At 67.3% G+C, this 18,394-nt stretch carries 17 protein-coding genes; all 17 read left to right on the top strand.

The annotated features are described in order from the left end of the window. The first annotated feature begins 2 nt into the window (after nt 1-2). A complete protein-coding gene (locus JIM95_RS01180; RefSeq protein ID WP_200257743.1) occupies nt 3-977 on the top strand; it encodes a phosphatidylinositol mannoside acyltransferase in 975 nt (324 codons plus the stop codon). Then, the gene (locus tag JIM95_RS01175; protein WP_200257742.1) at nt 974-2,098 is read left to right on the top strand and encodes a glycosyltransferase family 4 protein; all 1,125 of its coding nucleotides are present in this window, start codon (nt 974-976) and stop codon (nt 2,096-2,098) included. The genes JIM95_RS01180 and JIM95_RS01175 overlap by 4 nt, the downstream gene beginning before the upstream one ends. Beyond that, nucleotides 2,092-2,556: a LemA family protein gene (locus tag JIM95_RS01170; protein WP_200257741.1), complete on the top strand. Its 465-nt coding sequence runs from the start codon at nt 2,092-2,094 to the stop codon at nt 2,554-2,556. Before JIM95_RS01175 ends, JIM95_RS01170 begins: the two co-directional genes overlap by 7 nt. Before the next feature lie 128 nt (nt 2,557-2,684). Beyond that, nucleotides 2,685-3,581: a pyridoxal 5'-phosphate synthase lyase subunit PdxS gene (gene pdxS, locus JIM95_RS01165; RefSeq protein WP_200257740.1), complete on the top strand. Its 897-nt coding sequence runs from the start codon at nt 2,685-2,687 to the stop codon at nt 3,579-3,581. A 100-nt stretch (nt 3,582-3,681) separates the two neighbouring features. Continuing rightward, nucleotides 3,682-4,224, top strand: coding sequence for a DUF7822 domain-containing protein (locus JIM95_RS01160; RefSeq protein ID WP_200257739.1), 543 nt, complete (start codon nt 3,682-3,684; stop codon nt 4,222-4,224). Between the two features lie 126 nt (nt 4,225-4,350). Continuing rightward, nucleotides 4,351-5,229, top strand: coding sequence for an acyl-CoA thioesterase (locus JIM95_RS01155; protein WP_200257738.1), 879 nt, complete (start codon nt 4,351-4,353; stop codon nt 5,227-5,229). Continuing rightward, nucleotides 5,229-5,819 carry a pyridoxal 5'-phosphate synthase glutaminase subunit PdxT gene (gene pdxT / locus JIM95_RS01150; RefSeq protein WP_200257736.1) on the top strand — a complete coding sequence of 197 codons (591 nt, stop codon included), beginning with the start codon at nt 5,229-5,231 and terminating at the stop codon, nt 5,817-5,819. The genes JIM95_RS01155 and pdxT overlap by 1 nt, the downstream gene beginning before the upstream one ends. 198 nt (nt 5,820-6,017) lie before the next feature. Continuing rightward, nucleotides 6,018-6,779 carry a YebC/PmpR family DNA-binding transcriptional regulator gene (locus JIM95_RS01145; protein WP_200257734.1) on the top strand — a complete coding sequence of 254 codons (762 nt, stop codon included), beginning with the start codon at nt 6,018-6,020 and terminating at the stop codon, nt 6,777-6,779. A gap of 198 nt (nt 6,780-6,977) precedes the next feature. Further along, complete coding sequence (gene ruvC / locus JIM95_RS01140; RefSeq protein WP_200257732.1) at nt 6,978-7,565, top strand: crossover junction endodeoxyribonuclease RuvC; 588 nt, start codon at nt 6,978-6,980, stop codon at nt 7,563-7,565. Continuing rightward, on the top strand, nt 7,562-8,161 hold the full coding sequence (gene ruvA, locus JIM95_RS01135) for a Holliday junction branch migration protein RuvA (RefSeq protein ID WP_200257730.1): 600 nt from the start codon (nt 7,562-7,564) through the stop codon (nt 8,159-8,161). Before ruvC ends, ruvA begins: the two co-directional genes overlap by 4 nt. Before the next feature lie 67 nt (nt 8,162-8,228). Beyond that, complete coding sequence (gene ruvB / locus JIM95_RS01130) at nt 8,229-9,332, top strand: Holliday junction branch migration DNA helicase RuvB (RefSeq protein ID WP_200257728.1); 1,104 nt, start codon at nt 8,229-8,231, stop codon at nt 9,330-9,332. 57 nt (nt 9,333-9,389) lie between these two features. Then, nucleotides 9,390-9,761 (top strand): preprotein translocase subunit YajC, encoded by a 372-nt coding sequence (gene yajC / locus JIM95_RS01125; protein ID WP_200257720.1) that lies wholly within the window; start codon nt 9,390-9,392, stop codon nt 9,759-9,761. A gap of 389 nt (nt 9,762-10,150) precedes the next feature. After that, nucleotides 10,151-12,163: a protein translocase subunit SecD gene (gene secD / locus JIM95_RS01120; RefSeq protein WP_200257717.1), complete on the top strand. Its 2,013-nt coding sequence runs from the start codon at nt 10,151-10,153 to the stop codon at nt 12,161-12,163. Between the two features lie 3 nt (nt 12,164-12,166). Further along, a complete protein-coding gene (gene secF, locus JIM95_RS01115) occupies nt 12,167-13,285 on the top strand; it encodes a protein translocase subunit SecF (RefSeq protein ID WP_200257716.1) in 1,119 nt (372 codons plus the stop codon). Between the two features lie 242 nt (nt 13,286-13,527). Next, nucleotides 13,528-15,177 (top strand): ABC transporter substrate-binding protein, encoded by a 1,650-nt coding sequence (locus JIM95_RS01110; RefSeq protein ID WP_200257715.1) that lies wholly within the window; start codon nt 13,528-13,530, stop codon nt 15,175-15,177. Then, complete coding sequence (locus JIM95_RS01105; protein ID WP_200257714.1) at nt 15,174-15,728, top strand: adenine phosphoribosyltransferase; 555 nt, start codon at nt 15,174-15,176, stop codon at nt 15,726-15,728. Before JIM95_RS01110 ends, JIM95_RS01105 begins: the two co-directional genes overlap by 4 nt. Continuing rightward, on the top strand, nt 15,728-18,007 hold the full coding sequence (locus JIM95_RS01100; RefSeq protein WP_200257713.1) for a RelA/SpoT family protein: 2,280 nt from the start codon (nt 15,728-15,730) through the stop codon (nt 18,005-18,007). Before JIM95_RS01105 ends, JIM95_RS01100 begins: the two co-directional genes overlap by 1 nt. Nucleotides 18,008-18,394 lie beyond the last annotated feature (387 nt).

The following is an 18,394-nucleotide window of genomic DNA, read 5'->3' as shown; positions in this document are numbered from 1 at the left end:
TCATGGACTGCAACCACAATGATCCGGACCCCCGCGGGTGGGTCTCCGAGTTCGGGGGAGCGGTCCGTTCCGGGGACCCTGCAGCGGTCGGGTACCTCCTGGGGTGGCGTGTGGTCCGGTGGCTGCCGGCTCCGGTCGCACGGATGCTGTTCACCATCGGTGCCGACCTCGCCTCGGACCGGGGGCGGGGCATGGAGCAGCTCCGCGCGAACCTCAGCAGGGTGGTCGGTCCCGAGAACGTGACCCGCAGCCTGGTTCGGGCCTCGGTCCGTTCCTACGCGCGCTACTGGTTGGAGGCATTCAGACTGCCTATCCTGGCGAAGGACGATGATCTTCTGGGGCGGCTCGCGCCGAACGTGGTCGGGCTGTCGACCCTCGACGCGGCGGTGGCATCCGGTCGGGGTCTGATCCTGGTTCTCCCGCACACCGGAAACTGGGACATGGCGGGGGTTCTGATGGCCCAACGCTACGGGAGCTTCACGACGGTGGCGGAGCGGCTGCGGCCCGAGGTTCTCTACGATGCGTTCGTCCGCTTCCGGACCGGACTCGGATTCGAGGTGCTCCCGCTGACCGGCGGACCCGCCCCCTTCCCGATACTCCGTGAGCGCCTGGAGTCAGGGGGTACCGTGTGCCTGATGGGGGAACGGGACCTCAGGAAGACCGGTGTGCCGGTCGAGTTCTTCGGTGAAATCGCGCGGATGCCCAGCGGGGCGGTCCGCCTCGCCAGGGACACCGGTGCCGCCCTGCACGTCGCCCACAGCTACTTCACCCCTGATGGATGGGGTTTCAGCGTGTCGGATGAGATCAGCGTGGGATCCGACATCACCGCAGGCGTGCAGAAGATGGCCGACATCTTCGCCGCCAACATCGCTGCCTATCCGGCCGACTGGCACATGCTGCAGCCGTTGTGGCTCGCGGATCTCGATGCGGACCGCCTCGAGCGGGGTCTGGATCGGCGGGAAGGGGACGCCGGATGAGGATAGGTGTCGTCTGTCCGTACTCCTTCGACGAACCCGGCGGTGTGCAGGCCCACATCATCGATGTGGCCCGCAGATTCATCGAGGCCGGCCACCACGTCGAGGTCATCGGCCCCTGCTCACCGGACACCGAGGTCCCGGACTTCGTGGTCCGGGGCGGGCGCAGTGTTCCGTTCCGGTACAACGGTTCCGTCGCCAGACTGTCCTTCGGTCCGTGGGTCGACCGTCGGCTCCGGAAGTTCATCCGGGAGGGGAACTTCGACGTTCTGCACATCCACGAGCCGAACTCACCGAGTTTCTCGATGGCGGCGTTGCGGCTCGCGGAGGGCCCCATCGTCGCGACGTATCACGCCTCATCCAGCGGGTCGCGGCTGCTCCGCCTGGCACTTCCGGTGCTCCGTCCGATGCTGGAGAAGATCCGGGGAGGGATAGCCGTCTCCGAGATGGCGCGGCGATGGCAGGTCGAACAACTGGGGGGTGACCCGATCCTGATCCCCAACGGGGTCGACACCGGGTTCTTCGCGGCCGCCCGTGCCGACCATGAACGCGCCGTGGCTGCGGGACGATCATCCGGTCCCGACGACAGGAGACCCGAGATCGTCTTCCTGGGGCGCATCGACGAACCCCGGAAGGGCCTCGACATCCTCCTCCGGGCGCTCGCGAAGCTGGACCGGGACGTCCACTGCACCGTCATCGGCGGAGGGACGCCGAGGTCCATGGAATCAGTCAGCTTCGTGGGCCGGGTGAGCGACGCGGATAAGGCGGCGATACTCGGAGCCGCGGACATCTACGTCGCCCCCAACACCGGCGGGGAGTCCTTCGGGATCGTCCTCGTGGAGGCGATGGCCGCCGGCGCCGCTGTCATCGCCAGCGACCTTGAGGCATTCGCCGCGGTCTGCGACGTGGAGGCCGAGCAGCCGGCCGGACTGCTGTTCGCCGTCGGATCAGACGGCGACCTGGCAGAGAAGCTGGGAACGCTCCTGGACGACGGGAACCGCCGGCGTGCCCTGATCGACGCGGGACACCGGCGAGCCGCGAAGTACGACTGCCGGGCGGTCGCCGACAAGGTTCTCGAGGTCTACCGGACCGTCGACGACGGCACGGGGGTGCGGTTGTGCTGATCATCTGGATCGTCATCGCGGTGCTGGTCACCGCGTTCGTGTGCTGGTGCTACTTCACCGCTCAACGGCTCAACCGGCTGCACATCGGTACGGACGCCGCATTGTCGAGTCTCCAGGCGGCCCTGGACAGGCGAGCCGATCTCGTCGGGGTCCTGGCTCCGGGGGCTGTGGAGGACACCCGCCGTGCCATCGACGTCCCCCTGGCTCCGGGACGGTTCACCGAGCGCGTCCAACTGGAACACCGGATCAGTTCCCACCTCCGGGACATGGAGGGCGACCCCCCGGAACTCTTGGAGCGCGCCGTCTTCCGCGTGGACACTTCCTACCGATTCTACAACGACTACGTCACCAGGACCCGGGCGCTACGGACCCGCCCTCTCGTCCGGGTTCTGCGGCTCGGTGGAACCGCCCAGCTCCCGGAGTATTTCGCACTGTCACTCGACGACGGGGAGAACTGAAGTCCCGCCCGATGGGGGCGTGGGCGTGAAACTAAGTCCACCTGTTGTGTGCCTTCGGGGGCGGGCCGTTCTACTATGAGCGGGTACTTTCCAGGACCCACCGACGCACACAGGAGACGGAAAACGCAGTGAGCAACAACGAACCCACCCGAGGCACCGCCAGAGTCAAGCGCGGACTCGCAGAAATGCTCAAGGGCGGCGTGATCATGGACGTCGTGACCCCGGAGCAGGCAAAGATCGCCGAGGACGCCGGCGCCACCGCGGTGATGGCGCTCGAGCGGGTGCCCGCGGACATCCGCGCGCAGGGCGGCGTGTCCCGCATGTCGGACCCGGACATGATCGAGGGAATCATCGAGGCCGTGTCCATCCCGGTCATGGCGAAGGCGCGCATCGGACACTTCGTCGAGGCACAGGTCCTGCAGTCCCTCGGAGTGGACTTCATCGACGAGTCCGAGGTGCTCACACCCGCGGACTACGCGAACCACATCGACAAGTTCGGGTTCACCGTCCCGTTCGTCTGCGGTGCAACCAACCTCGGTGAGGCACTCCGCCGGATCAACGAGGGTGCCGCGATGATCCGCTCCAAGGGAGAGGCCGGAACCGGGGACGTCTCCAACGCCGTCACCCACATGCGTACGATCCGTGCCGAGATCAAGCGCCTGTCCTCCATGGCGGAGGACGAACTCTACGTCGCCGCGAAGGAGCTTCAGGCGCCGTACGAGCTGGTCCGCGAGGTCGCGGAGACCGGCACCCTGCCCGTGGTGCTGTTCACCGCCGGCGGGATCGCGACGCCCGCGGATGCCGCTATGATGATGCAACTCGGTGCGGACGGGGTGTTCGTGGGATCCGGGATCTTCAAGTCGGGCAACCCCGCCGAGCGCGCCAGGGCTATCGTCCAGGCCACACAGAACTTCGAGGATCCGGCCACCATCGCGAAGGTGTCGCGTGGACTGGGCGAGGCGATGGTCGGCATCAACGTTGACGACATCCCCCAGCCGCATCGGCTCGCCGAACGCGGCTGGTGATCCGGTCGGGGGCGGGTGTGTGACCACCTGCCCCCCGGCTGAATCGGGTAGGACTACACTGGCAACAACGCACGTTCATCTTCAGCAGGAGGTTTCATCCATGGCCAACCGCAGCTACATCTACGCCGCGACAGAAGCTGAGGGCGGTGACCGTATTCTGCTGGGTCAGCACGAAGGCAGTGTTCCGCTCATATTCAAGATTCTCCTGAGCGCCGACGCCGAGAAGCACACCGAGGCTGACTCGGACACAACGTTCATCTCCGGTGACTTCGACGGGGGTGTGCAGCGCCTGGAACTGTTCTTCGACGATCTGGGCCCGGGATCCGGTGCCGGCCTCAACCGGAAGGAGTTCCGGCGCAGCGCCGAGAACGCCCTGATGGTGCTGAAGAGCAAGCGCCTCCGGAACTGCCGCTACATCGTCCTCGACTCGACCGAGGTGGTCGACGGAGCCGACACGGACACCCTGCTCTCCGAGGTCCGGAACATCAACGACACGATCGACTCGGATCCGGTCCTCGTCGGGGACAAGGCGTCCAGTCTGTCCGAGCTCCTCCACAACCAGTCACTCGTCGCACCGGACGATGAGGCCGGCGTCCGGAGGATCGCCGAGATCGGACTGACGAGCATCGGAGCCGGAAGGTAGCTTTTCCGCACCCGGACCCGCTGGAACAGGCACTGTGTTCCGGTGGGTCCGACCTGTATCCAACCGCGGTCGGGATCGCCTCCCGCAGGCCGGACGACACCAGAACGAAGGAGTGGGAGCTTTCCCGTGGCCAGAATCAACAGGGTACTGGACCTCGAGCAGGTCGACCGGGACTTCTTCCGGGGGACCGTCATCGAATCGACACTGCTCCGCACATTCGGCGGCCAGGTCGCCGCTCAGGCACTCGTCGCGGCGACGCGGACCGTCGATCCCGGGCTCTCGGTGCATTCGCTCCACGGCTACTTCATCGCCGCCGGGAAATCGGACCGACCCACCGTCTTCATCGTCGACCGGCTCCGGGACGGCAGGAGCTTCTCCTCCCGGCAGGTCAAGGCGATCCAGGACGGCAAGAATCTGTTCACGATGTCCGCCTCCTTCCACCGGTCCGGGGACCACGGTGTCGAGCACTCCGACCGGATGCGGGAGGTACCCGATCCCGAGGACATCGTCATGGACACCTCCGGGATGCGTGAATCATTCCGGGCGCTGCTCGACGAGTGGAGTGACTTCGACATCAGGGTCGTCGATCCGTCGCAGTACCGGCAGAATCCCTACACCGCCAGCCAGCAGGTCGTCTGGCTCCGTTCCCGAACACCGCTCCCGGATGACGAGACCGCACACGTGTGCACGCTCGCCTACATGTCGGACATGACGCTCCTCCAGTCCGCACTCGTGCCCCACGCCGGCGTCGAGGTCCAGGAGGCGTCCCTCGACCACGCGATGTGGTTCCTCCGTCCGTTCCGCGCGGATGATTGGCTGCTCTACGACCAGGTGTCGCCCTCCGCGTCGGGCGGGCGGGCGCTGACCCACGGACGGATATTCGACAGGTCCGGCAGTCTCGTCGCCGTTGTCACCCAGGAGGGTCTGGCGCGTACCTTGAGACCGGGAACCCAGTCGATTCCCATGTCCACACTGGCACCCAAGGAAAGGACGCGACAGCGTTGATGATCGGGATTCTGGCACTGCAGGGCGGTGTCAGGGAACATGAACAGGCCCTCGACAGGATCGGCGTCGAACACCGTCAGGTGCGCAGGATCGAACATCTCGGGGGAATCGACGGGCTGATCCTGCCCGGTGGTGAGTCCACCACGATGTCGAAGCTGCTGGAGCTCGGGGGGCTCCTCGAGCCGCTGCGGGAACTGCTCTCCGGGGGCCTTCCTGTGTACGGCACGTGCGCCGGAATGATCCTGCTCGCGCGGGAGGTCCTCGACACGCGTGCCGACGCCCACTGCTTCGGTGTCCTCGACGTGACCGTGCGCCGCAACGCGTTCGGGCGTCAGGTCGATTCCTTCGAGACGGACCTCGACTTCTCGGGGATCGCCGATCCGGTCCACGCGGTGTTCATCCGGGCACCGTGGGTGGAGCGGGTCGGGTCGGGCGTGGAGGTTCTCGCGGTCGTCCCCGACGGTCCCGCGGAGGGCGCGGTCGTCGCGGTCCGTTCGGGCAACGCGCTCGCGACGTCCTTCCATCCCGAATGCACCGGCGACACACGGGTGCACGAGTTGTTCCGGGACATGGTCGCGGCGACCATCTGATCCGCCGGAGACCCGGGGGCGCGGTGGGTCCCGCCGCCGCCCCGCGTATAATCGGGACACAATCCAACGACGTACTTCAGTGGTGCCGCCGTGTCATGAGAGACATCGGAGGGAGCGGGTGAGAACTCCGCACCGTCGTCCGTGGTCCGAAGTTCCGGGCACCGGGCGGATGGTACCGCGCAGAGGAAAGGGTAGACGATGTCCGGCCACTCCAAATGGGCGACCACCAAGCACAAGAAGGCCGCCAACGACGCGAAGCGCGGCAAGGAATTCGCCAAGCTCATCAAGAACATCGAGGTGGCGGCGCGGACCGGAGGTGGCGATCCGTCGGCGAATCCGACCCTCGACGACATGATCAAGAAGGCCAAGAAGGCCTCGGTTCCGAACGACAACATCGAGCGTGCCCGCAAGCGTGGTTCCGGCGAGGAGGCCGGCGGCGCCGACTGGCAGACGATCATGTACGAGGGCTACGGGCCGAACGGTGTGGCGGTGCTCATCGAGTGCCTCACCGACAACCGGAACCGGGCCGCCACCGAGGTCCGGACCCGCATGACCAAGAACGGTGGTTCGATGGCCGACTCCGGTGCGGTGAGCTACCTGTTCAGCCGGAAGGGCGTCGTCACCGTGAGCGCCGACGGCCGCACCGAGGACGATGTGCTGATGGCCGTCCTGGAGGCCGGAGTGGACGCCGAGGAAGTCAACAAGGTCGGTGACCTCTTCGAGGTCGTGTCCGCCCCGGGCGACATCCCGGCCGTGAAGGAGGCCCTCGCGGTGGCGGACATCCCCGTCGATGACTCGGACAGCGATTTCCGCGCCTCCGTCGAGGTGCCGTTGGAGGCCGCGGACGCGCGCCGAATCTTCAGGCTCATCGATGGTCTGGAGGACTCGGATGACGTCCAGAACGTCTACACGAACATGGATCTGTCCGATGAGGTCCTCGCGGAGCTCGAGGAGGACTGAATCAGCCACCCACCGGCCGCCGGAGATCGACCCCGATTAGAAAATCTGTGCTAATCTGGATCGGTGTCCGGCGGTTTTCCGGTGCAGAACACCCGTCCGGCGGCCGCCGCCTGTCCCAGCTGGCGGCTCCGGGGTCGGACCTTCACATTTCTCCAACTTGTCCCGGGGCCTTCTCGGCGGAAAGGATCGGTGCCGCGGATGAATCTCGAGGGACTGCGGGTCATGGGTATCGATCCGGGGCTGACCCGGTGCGGGCTGTCCGTCGTCCAGGCGGGGCGGGGGCGCGTGGTGCTGCCGGTCGCGGTCGGCGTCGTCCGCACGCCCTCCGGCGACGACCTGGCACTGCGGCTCCTCAGGTTGTCGCGTGCCGTCCGTGAGTGGATGGACGAGTACCGTCCGGACGTCGTCGCCGTCGAGCGCGTCTTCGAACGGGGCAATGTCTCCACCGTCATGCACACCGCCCACGCCGTCGGGGTGCTGGTGCTCGCGGCCGCGGAACGGGAGGTACCCGTCCACATGTACACCCCCAGTGAGGTCAAGAAGGCGGTGTCCGGGAACGGGCGCGCGGACAAGAAGCAGATGACCGCGATGATCACACGCATCCTCGGCCTGTCGGAACCGCCCAAACCGGCCGACGCCGCGGACGCACTCGCACTGGCCGTCTGCCACTGCTGGCGCGCCCCCATGATCTTCCGCCAACGGAACGGACTCATCGACGGTGCCCGGCCGACCATCACCCGTGCCGCGACACCGCCGCACCACAACGACAGGAGTTTGCCCTCATGATCGCCTCACTGCACGGTGAAGTCATCGACATCGGGTTGAACACGGCGGTCATCGAGTGCGCCGGTGTCGGCTACGCCTTCACGGCTGCGCCCCAGACGCTCGCGACCCTCCGCCGGGGCGAGCGCGCCCGTGTGCTGACCACCCTGGTCGTCCGCGAGGACGCGATGAGCCTCTACGGATTCACGGACGCGTCCAGCCGGGAGATGTTCGCTCTCCTCCAGAGCGTGTCGGGTCTCGGGCCCAGGCTTGCGCTCGCCGCGCAGTCCGTCTTCGACCCCGCCGAGCTCGCCACGTCGATCGCGGGGGGCGACGCGAAGAGTCTCCAGCGGATCCCCGGGGTGGGGAAGCGGATGGCGGAACGCATGATCGTGGATCTGCGGGACAAGGTCGGCGCTTACGCGGCCGAACCCGGCCCGGAGACCCCGGCCCCGACGGTGGACTCCGTGGTTCCGGAGCAGGTCATCGAGGCGTTGGTCGGTCTCGGCTTCCCCGAGCGCACCGCGGCCGCGACCGTCGCCACGGTTTCCTCGGAGAATCCCGGGTTGGACACCGCGGGTACGCTCCGCGCGGCCCTCGCCCACCTGGGGCGTGGATGATGGAGCAGCGGGTGCGTGAGGAAACCCCCGACGGGGGAACCGTCGGCGGGGGATTAGGGTGAGTGCCATGTCCGACATCGAGAAGACCGAGTTCCGGCTGCCCGACGGCACGCGACCGGGACAGGGTGCGGGTCGCCCGGCGGACGCCCCGGTCGCCCCCGACCGGCAGCCCGCCGACGGTGACGTCGAAACGACACTCCGTCCACGGTCCCTCGAGGAATTCATCGGCCAGCCGAAGGTCAGGAACCAGCTCGATCTGGTGCTCACCGGTGCGCGGAAGAGAGGCGTGGCACCCGATCACGTCCTGCTGTCCGGGCCCCCCGGCCTCGGCAAGACGACGATGGCGATGATCATCGCCCAGGAGCTCGGCAGTTCACTGCGGATGACCTCCGGCCCGGCCCTCGAACGCGCCGGCGATCTCGCCGCGATGCTGTCCAACCTGATGGAGGGGGACGTGCTCTTCATCGATGAGATCCACCGCATGGCCCGGCCGGCGGAGGAGATGCTCTACATGGCGATGGAGGACTTCCGCATCGACGTCATCGTCGGGAAGGGGCCGGGAGCGACCTCGATCCCCCTGGAACTCGCGCCCTTCACCCTCGTGGCCGCGACCACCCGGTCGGGCATGCTGACCGGGCCGTTGCGCGACCGCTTCGGTTTCACCGCGCAGATGGAGTTCTACGGTACCGCAGACCTCACCCGGGTCGTCACCCGCGCAGCGCGGATCCTCGGGGTCACCGTCGACGCGGACGCCGCGGCGGAGATCGCCTCCAGGTCACGCGGCACCCCCCGCATCGCGAACCGCCTCCTGCGACGGGTCAGGGACTTCGCTGAGGTCCACGGCGACGGCCACATAGACATGGAGTCCGCCCGCGCGGCCCTGGTCGTCTTCGACGTGGACTCGATGGGGCTCGACCGTATCGACCGGGCCGTTCTCGACGCACTCATCCGGGGCCACGGCGGTGGTCCGGTCGGCCTGAATACCCTCGCCGTCGCCGTCGGCGAGGAACCGGCGACGATCGAGGAGGTCTGCGAACCGTACCTCGTCCGCGCCGGCATGATCGCCCGCACCGGGCGGGGACGGGTGGCCACCGTGGGCGCCTGGCGGCATCTCGGACTCGCCCCTCCGGAGGGAACCCCCGGCGTGGAGCCCGGCTCATTGCGGGGCTGAGCCGGGGCCCGGGGCGGTGGTCCGGGGGGCCGGGAGGCGTCTGGCATAGTGGTGCGCATGGAACTACTACTTCTCGCCGCAATCGCCGCAATCTTCATCGTGCCCACCACCATCCAGGCCCGCCGCCAGCGTCGCCGCATAGTGGAGATCCAGGAGCTGCAGGATTCCCTGCACGACGGCGACCGGGTCGTGACCACCTCCGGTGTCCACGGTGTCGTCCGGGGGATGTCGGACGAGCTCGTCGATCTCGAGATCGCTGTCGGGGTCAACATGACCTGGGAGCGGAGCGCCATCATCCGGAAGGTCGATCCCACCGCCGCCGCGCCCGCAGCCACCGGCGACGAGCGGTTCTGGGAGGACGGCGACGTGCAGTCCGACGAGTCTGCGACCACCGCCCCGGAAACCGACGACAGCACCGACCGGAAGTGACTCTGGCCACACGGATGTGGGTTGGCTGACCTCATCCACGGTCGCTACGGTGCGGTTACCGTCCGCCGGTCGGCCGCGGCCACCGGTGCCGAGCCGGGGTGTAGCCGTACAGCTGCCACCCATGCCGTACTATAACCGTGACACCGGGCCGATTCGCCGTACGACAGTGCGGTAGATCGGCCCCTCGGAATCGGAGTCCGGGATTCACCCCGGTGATCCGGTCTCCGTCCCGGAACACTGAACAGACACACCGTCACAGTTGCCCGCCGCCTCCCACTCAACAGGGAGGCGGCCCGTCAACCGTGCAAGACCCCGACCAGCACTCCCCGGCGCCAGCCGCCGGAACGCGGTAGATCCGCAGAGTCGCTGAGACACAAGGAGACACTCCATTGGCTTCGCAATCTGGGCGCAGACGCGTCGGGCAGAAGAACTGGCCGGTGATCGCGCTCGCCCTCTACCTGGTGATCCTGATCTTCGTCTACTCACTGGTCCTGTTGACCGGTGACCACTCGGCGAAGCCCAAGCTCGGCATCGACCTCCAGGGCGGCACCAGGGTCACCCTGGTGCCCCAGGGTGAGGAACCGACGAAGGACCAGCTCGACCAGGCGCGGAACATCCTGCAGAACCGTGTCAACGGCATGGGCGTCTCCGGTGCCGAGGTCGTGACGGACGGCAACACCCTCGTCATCACCGTTCCCGGTGAGGACACCTCGCAGGCCCGCGCCCTGGGCCAGACCTCCCAGCTGCTGTTCCGTCCGGTCTCCGAACCGGGTCAACCCGATCCGGAGAAGCTGCTCACCGAGCAGACGGAGATGGCGCAGCGGTGGGTCTCCCTCGGAGTGATCTCGCTGGACGAAGCCCAGATCGCGGTCAACGACCTGACCGAACAGCTCAACCTGAACGCGCAACAGCAGGCCGAGGCCATCGCGGACATGCAGGCCCAGGCCGAGGGCGAGAACGGGGGCGGCACCGAGTCGGAGGCCGCGAAGCCCGAGATCGACGTCGAGAAGATCGAGGCCCCGACGGTCGACGCGACCGCGCCCGAGCCGCCCGCCAACTCGATCGAGGCGGCGGACCGGCGCGCCGAGGTGACCTCGATGCTCCGCGCGGACCGGCAGTCCGAGGATCCGACGACGCAGCTCGCCGCCGCATCCCTCCTGGTCTGCAACGAGGAACTCGATCCCATCGCCGGTACAGACGATCCGGCTAAGCCTCTCGTGGCCTGCGACGTCGAGAACGGCGCCAAGTACATTCTCGGTCCGTCACCCCTCCTCGTCGGGGAGACCGACCCGGTCGACGGACTGCGGCTCAGCGGAAACGAGATCGACACCAACCGCCCCATCAACGGCGGCCTGAACTCCCAGACCGGGCAGATGGAGATCAACTTCTCCTTCAAGTCCGGCCCCGGCGAGCAGGGCGGCGCCACCTGGGCGGCCCTCACCCAGGAATACCTCAAGCGACAGGTCGCCATCACCCTCGACTCCGAGGTCATCTCCGCGCCGGTGATCCAGTCGCCGACCCCGGTCGGCTCCGGAACCTCCATCACCGGGTCCTTTACCCAGCAGGAGGCGATGGACCTCGCCAGCAACCTCCGCTACGGCGCGCTCCCGCTGTCCTTCGCCGGAGAGAACGGTGAACGCGGTGGAACCGCGACGACCATCCCCGCGACACTCGGTTTCGCCTCCCTGAAGGCCGGACTCATCGCCGGCATCATCGGGCTGATCCTGGTGAGCATCTTCTGCCTCGCCTACTACCGGGTGTTCGGATTCCTCACCGTGTTCACCCTGTTCGCCGCGGGCTCACTCATCTACGGTTCGCTCGTGCTCCTCGGCCGGTGGATCGGCTACTCCCTCGATCTCGCGGGGGTCGCCGGCCTGATCATCGGCATCGGCACCACGGCGGACTCCTTCGTGGTGTTCTACGAGAGGATCAAGGATGAGGTCAGGGAGGGGAGGACCTTCCGCTCCGCGGTACCCCGCGCGTGGGCCCGGGCGAAGCACACCATCCTGTCCGGTAACTTCGTCTCGCTGATCGCTGCGGTCGTGCTCTACGTCCTCGCCGTCGGCGACGTCAAGGGCTTCGCGTTCACTCTCGGCCTGACCACCGTGTTCGACCTCCTGGTGATCTTCCTGGTCACCTCACCGCTCGTCATCCTGGCCTCCCGGAGGGCGTCCTTCGCCGACCCGAGGATCAACGGCCTCGCGGGCGTGATGAAGGTCGCCGGGCAGCGTCGCGAGCGCGGGGAGTGGCTCGCCGGGGACCACGCGGAGAACGCTCTCGACGGAGAGACCGATGCACAGACAACCGCACGGCTTACGGACGGACACCGGGACACCGCCGGTTCCGGTTCGGTCGCCCCATCAACCTCCGGTGCCGAGTCCGGCGAGAACGAGGAGAAGTAACCCATGAGCTCTTCCATCTTCAGACGTCTCTACACCGGTGAGGGCGGCATCGACTTCGTCGGTCGTCGCCGGCTGTGGTACTCGATCACCGGCGTGGTCCTCGTGATCTGCCTGCTCGGAATCATCGTCCGTGGTTTCACCCTCGGCATCGACTTCGAGGGCGGCACCAAGATGAACATGCCCGCCGAGGGAATCTCCACCGAGGCGGCCGCGGAGGTGTTCACCGACGCGACCGGCGTGACCCCGCAGAAGGTCCAGGTCGTCGGCGCCGGCGATTCCCGCATCCTCGAGATCAACTCCGAGCGGCTCGACGAGCAGCAGATCGGGGAAGCCCGTGAGCAGCTCTTCGACACGTTCCAGCCGGTGGACGCGACCGGGGAACCGAACCCCGACGTCGTCGGCGACTCCACGGTGTCCGAATCCTGGGGATCGACGATCACCAACCGTATGCTGCTGGCCCTCGGCGTCTTTCTCGTGCTGATCTTCGGCTACATCACGGTCCGTTTCGAACGGGACATGGCGATCGCCGCGATGGGCGGACTGTTCGTCGACGGTGCGGTCGTCGCGGGCATCTACGCCCTGATCGGTTTCGAGGTCACCCCGGCCACCGTCATCGGTCTCCTGACCGTCCTCGCGTTCTCCCTCTACGACACCGTCGTCGTCTTCGACAAGGTCAAGGAGAACACCGCGGGATTCCTCAACACCTCCCGGCGCACCTACGCCGAGCAGGCCAACCTCGCCGTCAACCAGACGGTCATGCGGTCCATCGCCACGACCGTGATCTCAGCCCTGCCCATCGCGGCGCTGATGGTCGTGGCGGTCTGGCTGATGGGTGTCGGCACCCTGAAGGACCTCGCGCTCGTCCAGTTCATCGGCGTCATCGAGGGAACCTTCTCCTCGGTGTTCCTCGCGACGCCCATCCTCGTCTCCCTGAAGAACCGGCAGCGCAAGGTACGGGAGCACAACGACCGGGTGCTGGCCGAACGGGAGGGCCGGCAGGTCACCTCCGAGGCGTCCACCCACGACGACGGCCCCTCCGCACGACGGACCGTGTCGACCCCCGTCACCCCGGTGAACCCGGGCCACGGATCCGCCGGAGCGAGCTGGCGCCCGGGGCGCTAGCCCGGAACCGACCGAACCTGCCCACGGAACCGGCCATCCGACGTCCACCACGTCGGGCGGCCGGTTCCCGTTGCGCGGCGACGACCGCTCGATGAGGGGAACCGGCGCACCGTTGCCTATACTGTGATGAGTTCCACGTGGAGCGATCCCCGGCCCCTCCATCCGGGGGTCAGAGAACGGGATGGTCCGTCGGACGTATCCGACGTGGCGGAATCCCCGACGACCGACAAGGACTGCCTCCAATGGCCGACGTGCTGCTCCGAAAAACGGGCCCATCCGTCAGAATTCCCGCGCGCCTGTGCGCGGCGCTGTGCGGAGCCCTGCTGTTCATCGCGGCGTGCGCCACGTCCCCCGACGGCGCGCCCGACGATTCCCCGCCAGCGGAACCCAGACGCCTCACCCTCGCGACCTCCTCGCCGCTCGCGACGACGAACGCCGCGGGATTGCTCGGTGCCTCCACGAGCGCGGACACTCTCGCCGGTCGCCTCTACCCGCCGGCCTTCGTGCACGGCCCGTCCGGGCAGCAGATCCCGAACCGTGACCTGGTGACCGCCCAACCCCTGCCCGGACCGGAACCCAGGGTGGTCTACACCATCAACCCGGAGGCGACGTACTCGGACGGAGCTCCGGTCACCTGCACGGACTTCCTGCTCTCCTACAAGGCGGGAACCCTGCCGGGCCTGTTCGACGCATTCCTGCCGCTCACGGCTCAGGTGAAGAACCTCGAGTGCGCCGCCGGGTCGAGGGAATTCACCGTCATCTTCAACGAGGGGACGGGGTCCAGGTGGCGGTACCTCTTCGGGCCGGGAACCGTCCTGCCCGCCCACGCCATAGCGGCGAAGGCCGACCTGACGGAGGAGGAGCTCGTCACCGCGCTCACCACGGAGGATGTCGCGACTCTGCGCCCGGTCGCGGAGGTGTGGAACACCGGGTTCGATCTCGACAACTTCGATCCCGCCCTCCAGGTCTCCTCCGGCCCGTTCACCATCGACCGCGTCGACGGGGACGGCACGGTGCTGCTGCGCCGCAACGAACGCTTCAACGGTGATCCCGCGGAGCCGGAGTCGGTGCTGGTCTGGCCCCGGGAAACCGACGTCGCGGCCCGGCGGGACGAGGCCTCCGCCATCCTGGCCGACTTCACCGGGGGCACCCCGGTGGGTTGGATCCAGAGGGATGAACCCGGTAACACCGCGGAGGTCGAGTACGTGACCGGTGTCCGGATCGAACAGCTGGTTCTCGGCGACGGTGGCGTGCTGTCGACCCCGCAGAACCGCGCGGCGTTCGCCGCGTGCATCTCGCAACCCGAGGTCGCCGAGGCGTCCTCGAAGGTGGCCGGACAGCCGGTCCCGCCGATGGGGGTTCGCCTCTCGCCCGCGGGCAGTCCCGCCACCGACCACGACCGACCGGTGGCTGACGCGCACCTGGGCGTCGATCTCACCGTGGCCCGGGCGCTGTCCGGGACGACGATCCGGATCGGATACCTCGGTCCGGATCCGAGGTTCGCGGCCATGGTCGAGGCGATCCGGATGTCCTGCGAACCTGCGGGAATCACGGTCATCGACGCGAGCTCGGACGGTTCCACCCTGGGCGACCTCGTCCGGTCCTCCTACGACGAGTGGTGGAATCCCCGGGTCACGGAAGGCACCCTCGACGCTCTGCTGGTCGCTCTCGTTCCGGAGGGGGAGTACGGGTCGATCAACGTGACCAGTGATGATCTCGAGGAGTTCCGCGCCGCGGAGGAACGGCTCTGGCAGGATGTCCCGACGATTCCGTTGGCTGCGGAGCCCCGAACATTTGTGGTGGACCGCAACGTAGGTAACGTTGTGGTGAATACCGGGAATTCCGGAATCGGGTGGAACATGGACCGGTGGCAGGAGAGTGAAGGACAATGACCTACGACAATGCCCGTGAAGCGCTCGCGGCGAAGATCCGATACGTGAAGGACTTCCCGGAGGAGGGGATCCTCTTCGAGGATCTCACTCCGGTGCTCGCGGACGCGGAGGCATTCCAGCTGGTCGTCGATGAACTCGCCGATGCCTGCGAACGCTTCGGCGCACAACTGATCGGTGGGCTCGACGCGCGGGGATTCCTCCTCGGATCAGCTGTCGCGTACCGACTGGGGCTGGGAATCCTCGCGATCCGCAAGCAGGGCAAGCTGCCACCGCCCGTGCACACCGAGGAATACCAGCTCGAGTACGGCACGGCCGCGCTGGAGGTGCCGGCGGGCACGGGCACGGACCTGGACGGGGTACGCGTCGTCCTCGTCGATGACGTCCTGGCCACCGGCGGCACACTCGTTGCGGCCCGGAAGCTGCTCGAGAACTGCGGGGCCACCGTCGCCGGGCATGCGGTCGTCCTGGAGGTACCCGGACTGGGGGGCCGCGACCGGCTCGGCGACAGTCCACTCGTCGTGGTCAACGAACCGGCAGCCGGTGACCGGTGATGAACCAGGGGCGCAACAGCAGGCAGCAGGTCAACATGCGGAGCATGTCGGCCCGACTCGCGCGGAGTCTCACCGGTACCCGGACGAAGGTGGACCCGGTCCTCGACCCGCTGGTCAGCATCCACCGGAAGATCCACCCCAAAGCCGACATCGACACGCTGCAGCACGCCTACCGCACCGCCGAGCGGCTCCACGAAGGCGTGTACCGCAAGTCCGGTGACCCCTACATCACCCACCCCCTCGCAGTCGCGACGATCGCCGCCGAGATCGGGATGGACACCACGACGCTGGTCGCCGCACTCCTGCACGACACCGTCGAGGACACGGATTACAGCCTCGAGGACCTCACCGCCGAGTTCGGCGAGGAGGTGGCACGACTCGTCGACGGTGTCACCAAGCTCGACAAGGTCGCGCTGGGCGCCGCCGCCGAGGCGGAGACGATCCGGAAGATGATCGTCGCCATGAGCCAGGACCCCAGGGTCCTCGTGATCAAGGTCGCCGACCGCCTGCACAACATGCGGACGATGCGCTTCCTGCCGCCGGAGAAGCAGGCGAAGAAAGCCAGGCAGACACTCGAGGTCATCGCCCCGTTGGCGCACCGTCTCGGAATGGCGACCATCAAGTGGGAACTGGAGGACCTCTCCTTCGCGATCCTCTATCCCAAGAAGTACGACGAGATCGTCCGTCTCGTCGCGGATAGGGCACCGTCCCGCGACCGGTATCTGGCCGAGATCATCGCCGACGTCCAGTCGACGATGCGGGAGAACTCCATCGCCGCGAGTGTCATGGGCCGGCCGAAACACTACTGGTCGATCTACCAGAAGATGATCGTGCGGGGCAGGGACTTCGACGAGATCTTCGATCTTGTCGGTATCCGCATCCTCGTCGACAACCTGAACGACTGCTACGCCGCCATCGGCGCCGTGCACTCGCTCTACTCGGCGCTGCCGGGCCGCTTCAAGGACTACATCTCCGCGCCACGCTTCGGCGTCTACCAGTCGCTGCACACCACCGTGATGGGGCCGGGCGGCAAAGCCCTCGAGGTGCAGGTGCGCACACACGAGATGCACTACAACGCCGAGTTCGGTATCGCCGCCCACTGGCGGTACAAGGAGACCAAGGGGTCCCACTCCGGTGAGCAGTCCGAGGTCGACCAGATGGCGTGGATGCGTCAGCTGCTGGACTGGCAGAAGGAGGCCGCCGACCCCAACGAGTTCCTCGACTCGCTGCGCTACGACCTCCAGGCCACCCAGATCTTCGTGTTCACCCCGAAGGGCGACGTGGTCAATCTCCCGGTCGACGCCACACCGGTGGACTTCGCCTACGCCGTCCACACGGAGGTGGGGCACAGGTGCATCGGGGCGAAGGTCAACGGCAGACTCGTCGCCCTCGAATCGAAGCTGAAATCCGGTGACCGTGTCGAGGTATTCACCTCGAAGGATCCGGGAGCGGGACCGAGTGCGGACTGGCAGAAGTTCGTCGTCTCACCCCGTGCGAAGGCGAAGATCCGGCAGTGGTTCGCGAAGGAGCGCAGGGAGGAGTCCCTCGAACTCGGACGCGACGCCCTCGCCGCGGAGGTGCAGCGCGGCGGACTGCCCATGCACAGGCTCTTCACCGCACAGTCGATGAAGACCGTCGCCACGGAACTCCACTACCCGGACGTCGACGCGCTGTACACGGCCATCGGTTCCGGCGCAGTCTCCGCCAAGCACGTGGCGTCCCGGCTCATGGCGAACTTCGGTTCGCCGGACGAGGCCGAGGACGCTCTCGCCGCCCGGACCCCGTTCAGTGAGCTCGTCAGTTCCCGGCCCCAGGCGTCCGTGGACGGGGCGGGAATCCTCGTCGAGGGTAGCCCCGATGTCATGGCGAAGCTGTCCAAGTGCTGCGGCCCGGTACCGGGGGACGCGATCTTCGGTTTCGTCACCCGGGGCGGGGGCGTCAGCGTCCACCGCACGGACTGCACGAATGCGTCCAAGCTGCACGAGGAACCTGAACGTCTCATCTCGGTGGCCTGGGCCTCTGAGGGATCGGGCAGCGTGTTCGCCGCGACACTGCAGCTGGAGGCGCTGGACCGGAGCGGGCTGCTGTTCGAACTCACCCGCGTCATCAACGAGCAGCGGGTGACGGTCACCGCGATGAACTCCTACTCGGCCGAGGACCACGTCGCGGTCTGCCGCTTCACGTTCGAGGTGTCGGACACCAAGCAGCTCGGTTCGCTGATGACCCAGCTGCGGAACACGGAGGGCGTGTTCGACGTCTACCGCGTCTCCACCGACTGACGTCGCGGTCGCGGCCAGCAACAGCGAAGGAGGCCCCACCACCCATCGGCGGGGCCTCCTTCGCGTTGAGGTGACGGTCGGTAGATTCCTGCGACCATCGGCCAGCTCGACGGCTGAAACCAGAGGCCCCGAGGTTCCACCAGGGAGCCCCGAGAAGGGGAGACGCTCGAGGGAGGCACCGCAGGGGGAATATTCTGCCGCTCCGACCGCGGTACACGTGGGGGGTATAGCCAGGTCCGGGGTCAGCTCCGGGACCTCAGCATCGCGTGTACACCGATGACGACGGTCCTTCATCCGTCTCGGTACGAAGGGGAGCGTACCGGATTCCCCTGATGACCTCTCCAACGGTCCGGTGGGCACAAGTGAGAACATCAACGGACGCACGCA

This window comes from Corynebacterium antarcticum (genome assembly GCF_016595285.2).
In the GTDB taxonomy this organism is placed as follows: Bacteria; Actinomycetota; Actinomycetes; order Mycobacteriales; family Mycobacteriaceae; genus Corynebacterium; species Corynebacterium antarcticum.
Note: the sequence above shows the minus strand (reverse complement) of the source record. Positions and strands in the feature narration are given on the sequence as shown.

Excerpts from the sequence above, each read along its gene's own strand:
- ruvA (WP_200257730.1), top strand. The coding sequence starts at position 7,562 with ATGATCGCCTCACTGCACGGTGAAGTCATCGACATCGGGTTGAACACG.
- ruvB (WP_200257728.1), top strand. The coding sequence starts at position 8,229 with ATGTCCGACATCGAGAAGACCGAGTTCCGGCTGCCCGACGGCACGCGA.
- JIM95_RS01145 (WP_200257734.1), top strand. The coding sequence starts at position 6,018 with ATGTCCGGCCACTCCAAATGGGCGACCACCAAGCACAAGAAGGCCGCC.
- yajC (WP_200257720.1), top strand. The coding sequence starts at position 9,390 with ATGGAACTACTACTTCTCGCCGCAATCGCCGCAATCTTCATCGTGCCC.
- JIM95_RS01175 (WP_200257742.1), top strand. The coding sequence starts at position 974 with ATGAGGATAGGTGTCGTCTGTCCGTACTCCTTCGACGAACCCGGCGGT.
- pdxT (WP_200257736.1), top strand. The coding sequence starts at position 5,229 with ATGATCGGGATTCTGGCACTGCAGGGCGGTGTCAGGGAACATGAACAG.
- JIM95_RS01100 (WP_200257713.1), top strand. The coding sequence starts at position 15,728 with ATGAACCAGGGGCGCAACAGCAGGCAGCAGGTCAACATGCGGAGCATG.
- JIM95_RS01180 (WP_200257743.1), top strand. The coding sequence starts at position 3 with ATGGACTGCAACCACAATGATCCGGACCCCCGCGGGTGGGTCTCCGAG.
- secF (WP_200257716.1), top strand. The coding sequence starts at position 12,167 with ATGAGCTCTTCCATCTTCAGACGTCTCTACACCGGTGAGGGCGGCATC.
- ruvC (WP_200257732.1), top strand. The coding sequence starts at position 6,978 with ATGAATCTCGAGGGACTGCGGGTCATGGGTATCGATCCGGGGCTGACC.
- JIM95_RS01160 (WP_200257739.1), top strand. The coding sequence starts at position 3,682 with ATGGCCAACCGCAGCTACATCTACGCCGCGACAGAAGCTGAGGGCGGT.
- JIM95_RS01105 (WP_200257714.1), top strand. The coding sequence starts at position 15,174 with ATGACCTACGACAATGCCCGTGAAGCGCTCGCGGCGAAGATCCGATAC.
- JIM95_RS01110 (WP_200257715.1), top strand. The coding sequence starts at position 13,528 with ATGGCCGACGTGCTGCTCCGAAAAACGGGCCCATCCGTCAGAATTCCC.